The organism is Streptomyces scabichelini (assembly GCF_011045015.1).
Taxonomy (GTDB): domain Bacteria; phylum Actinomycetota; class Actinomycetes; order Streptomycetales; family Streptomycetaceae; genus Streptomyces; species Streptomyces scabichelini.
Genome location: NZ_JAAKZY010000409.1, coordinates 1 through 3,459, shown reverse-complemented (window position 1 = coordinate 3,459; position 3,459 = coordinate 1). Strand labels below are relative to the sequence as shown.

The 3,459-nt window shown below is 71.0% G+C and carries 5 protein-coding genes; 1 reads left to right on the top strand and 4 read right to left on the bottom strand.

Annotated features, from left to right (window positions below; genetic code table 11):
• A partial coding sequence (locus G5C60_RS50030) for a MaoC family dehydratase (protein ID WP_165270873.1) occupies positions 1–844 on the top strand: 844 nt, incomplete at its 5' end.
• A 120-nt stretch (positions 845–964) separates the two neighbouring features.
• Here the strand turns inward: G5C60_RS50030 and G5C60_RS50025 are convergent.
• The 4 genes from G5C60_RS50025 to G5C60_RS50010 all read right to left on the bottom strand — a co-directional run bounded on the left by G5C60_RS50025 (position 965) and on the right by G5C60_RS50010 (position 3,331).
• Positions 965–1,609, bottom strand: coding sequence for a TetR/AcrR family transcriptional regulator (locus G5C60_RS50025; protein WP_165270871.1), 645 nt, complete (start codon positions 1,607–1,609; stop codon positions 965–967).
• A 52-nt stretch (positions 1,610–1,661) separates the two neighbouring features.
• Entirely contained in the window at positions 1,662–1,967 is a 306-nt protein-coding gene (locus G5C60_RS50020) for a DUF4229 domain-containing protein (RefSeq protein ID WP_165270869.1), read from the bottom strand.
• Between the two features lie 117 nt (positions 1,968–2,084).
• The gene (locus G5C60_RS50015) at positions 2,085–2,618 is read right to left on the bottom strand and encodes a GNAT family N-acetyltransferase (RefSeq protein ID WP_165270867.1); all 534 of its coding nucleotides are present in this window, start codon (positions 2,616–2,618) and stop codon (positions 2,085–2,087) included.
• A 53-nt stretch (positions 2,619–2,671) separates the two neighbouring features.
• Positions 2,672–3,331: a UdgX family uracil-DNA binding protein gene (locus G5C60_RS50010; protein WP_165270865.1), complete on the bottom strand. Its 660-nt coding sequence runs from the start codon at positions 3,329–3,331 to the stop codon at positions 2,672–2,674.
• Positions 3,332–3,459: the final 128 nt, after the last annotated feature.

Here is a 3,459-nt window from a genome sequence, read left to right as displayed (position 1 = left end):
CACTCACACCCTCGCCACCTCCCCCGCCCTCGTCCCTCTCCTCGCCCGAGGCACGCTTCTCTCGCCCTTCAAGCGGCCCCGGCCGGGTGCGGTCTCGTCGCCGGCTCGCCTCGTGCTCCCGGGCGTTCGCATCGATCTCGCCAAGCTCGCCGCGTACGAGCGCGTCTGCGGCTACGGCGTCGGCGCCGATGAGCTGCCGGTGACGTATCCGCATGTGCTGGGCTTCCCGTTGGCCATGCGGCTGATGAGTGCGCGGACGTTTCCGCTGCCGCTGCTCGGGCTCGTGCACACAACCGTCGAGATCACCCAGCGGAGCGCCCTCGCCGCGACGGGGGAGTACGAACTCACCGTGTACGTCGAGCGGTTGGCGCCCCATCGACATGGCACCGAAGCGACCGTCGTGACGGAGGCACGGGCCGGCGGCAGCCTCGTATGGGAGTCGAGGAGTACGTATCTGGCGCGGCACCGCACCTCGCACGTCGGCCCGACGCCGTCCGACCCTCGCAAACCCCTTCCCGCCGTCGCCGAGTGGCGGCTCGGTGGGGATCTCGGGCAGCGTTACGGGGCGGCGTCCGGCGACCGGAATCCGATCCACCTGTATCCGCTCACGGCCCGGCTCTTCGGCTTCCGCAGGCCCATCGCGCACGGAATGTGGACGGTGGCCCGCTGTCTCGCGGAGCACGGCGTACCCGAAGCGGTGCGGGTGAGGGCGGAGTTCAGGGCGCCCGTACTGCTGCCGGGCAGGGTGACGTACGCGGCGGAAGCGGGCGCCTTCGAGCTGCGCGGGGAGGGCGAACGCGTTCACGTCACGGGCGAGGCGCTGCCCCTGAGCGGCCTTGGTTGAGTCCGGTGCGGTACCGCGCCCCGTAAGGGGCGCGGGGCTGTATCAATCTGCGGCTCCGCCGCGTGGGCGCGACAAGCCCCCACCGGCCCGCAGATTCATCACCGTTCTTCCAGCGGAGCGCTACGGCTTGGGTGGCGCCCAGGCCCGCCCGTCCATCAGGTTCCCGAGTCCCGCCCAGGCGAAGTTCATCAGCGTCGCCGCAGCCTGCATGGCCGAGACGCCGGGTGTGGTGTTGGCCCAGGCCGCGAGGGACTCGGCCGCGCCGACCAGGGCCTCGGCGAGGCCGGCGACCTCGCGCTCGGCCAGCGACGGGTCCCGGTGGGCCTCGCGGGCGGCGACCGCGATCAACTGCGTGACGAACGCGACGAGTTCCTCCCGCATCGCGGTGACCTCGGCGGCGAACGGCTCCCCGTGCGTACGCGCCTGGAGGTGCAACACCGCCCAGCCGTCCGGGTTCTGCGCGGTGTGCGTGAAGAACGCCCGCAGCCCTTCCCAGAGTTGGCGGTCGGCGGGCAGGCCGGGGTGAACTCCCGCGCGTACGGCGGCCGTCAGGGCGGCCGCCTCACGCCGGATGCAGGCGGTGAAGAGGTCTTCCTTGGAGTTCAGGTACAGGTACACCAGCGGTTTGGACACGCCCGCCAGATCGGCGATCTCGTCCATCGAAGCGGCCCGGTACCCCCGCTGTCCGAAGGTCTGCACGGCGGCGTCCAGCATCTGCTGTTCGCGCACGGCACGCGGCATCCGCTTGTTCTTCACAGCACCCATATGGGTTAGCGTACGGTCCGCCTGCCGACCGCGCCCGAAGTGTCGCCCTCAGTCACGAAGGCTGCCCCTGTGCGCCGCCGCGCGCCGTGTCGTCCGCGCTGTCCTCCTGGGAGCGGTTGCGCTCCAGGTTGGCCTTGGCGCGGTCCACTCGCTCGACGATCTTCGAGGAGGCCCGGTCGCGCTCCTTGCGCAGGACCACGAAGCTGATCGGCGCCGAGAGCAGCAGGGCGAGCAGGACGATCCACATGCCGTTGGAGGCACCGAGGCCGCGCGGGGCGAGACCGGAGTAGACGAGGCCCCAGACGACCACGAGGCAGCCCACGAAGATTCCGAGGCGCATCAGTGTGTAGCGGAGCATCTCAATCCACTCTTCCCGTTCCGAACATTCCGAACATCCCCAAAGGGCATCCTCCAGTCAAGCACGTTCTGCCTGTGATCTTGCAGGGGGGCCTCATGCCGTAGGAGCCTCCATGTCTCAGCCGAGGCGGTCGAGCGGCAGCAGCATCGTGATGTCGTCCCGGTAGTCGCCGGAGGCGACGCGGATCGCGCCGGGTACGCGGCCGACCTCCTTGTAGCCGCAGGAGGCGTAGAAGCGTTCGAGTCCGAGTCCTCCCCGGCAGGTGAGCCGTATCGCCTCGATCCCCTCGAACCCGCAGGCCGCCTCCGCGGCGGCCGCGAGCAGATCGCGCCCGTACCCCTTGCCCTGGTGTTTCGGGTGCACCATCACCGTGTAGAGCCACACCCAGTGCGTCATCAGCCGGTGCGTGTTGAAGGAGAAGAACGCGGTCGCGGCGACGGCACCCTCCTCGTCCAGGCCGGCCAGCAGCCGCATACGGCCCTCGCTCATCGCGGCCAGGTGCTTGATGAGTTCCGGGCGTATCGCGTCGGGGGTCACGGGCGGTACGAAGCCGACGGCGCCGCCCGCGTTGGTGACGTCGGCCCACAGGTCGAGGACGCCGTCGCGCAGGGCGGGGTCGACGGAGGGGTCGAGCACGAACGTAAGGGGCATGGGGCGAGGTTATGCATTACGGCGTACGCGGCTCAAGAGCATTTCCCCTCCGCTCACCCCAGCGCCCGCGCCGCCACCTTCAGGTCGGAGACCAGCCCCTGGTACACCGCCTCGCGGTCGTCGGCGCGCAGGGCCGCGGAGGGGTGGATGGTGGCGACCAGGCGGGCCGGGCGCCCGTGGATCTCCTCCTCCAGCACCATCCCGCGCTGCTTCGTCACCCGGAACGAGGAACCGAGCAGCGCCTTGCCCGCGGTGGCGCCGAGCACGACGATCAACTCCGGTTCCACAAGGGCCATTTCGGCGGCCAGCCAGGGGCCGCAGGCCGTCATCTCGCGCAGGCTCGGCGCCTTGTGGATACGGCGCTTGCCCGGTCCTGAGCGGGTGAACTTGAAGTGCTTGACGGCGTTCGTGACGTACGTCTGCCCGGGGTCGATCCCCGCCTCGGCCAGCGCCCGGTCGAGCAGGCGCCCCGCAGGGCCGACGAACGGCTTGCCCTGCCGGTCCTCCTGGTCCCCGGGCTGCTCACCGACGAGCAGCACCCGGGCGTCCGTGTCCCCGTTGCCGAACACGGTCTGTGTGGCGTCCTGGTGCAGCGGGCAGCCGCGGCACTCGGCGGCCGCCTCTCGGAGCGCGGTCAGCCCGCCGCGCTCCGGCACGAACGGCTCCGCCGTGTACGCGTCCTCGGGCGCCTTGGTGCCCTTGGTGGTGGCCATGAGGGTCGGGTACCCGTCTCGTGCGGAGCCTCACATCGGGTCTTCTCCCCCACCCCGCCCCTTCCCGTACCCATGGGGCTCCGCCCCCTGGACCCCCGCTGGGGGCTGCGCCCCCAGCGGGGGTCCAG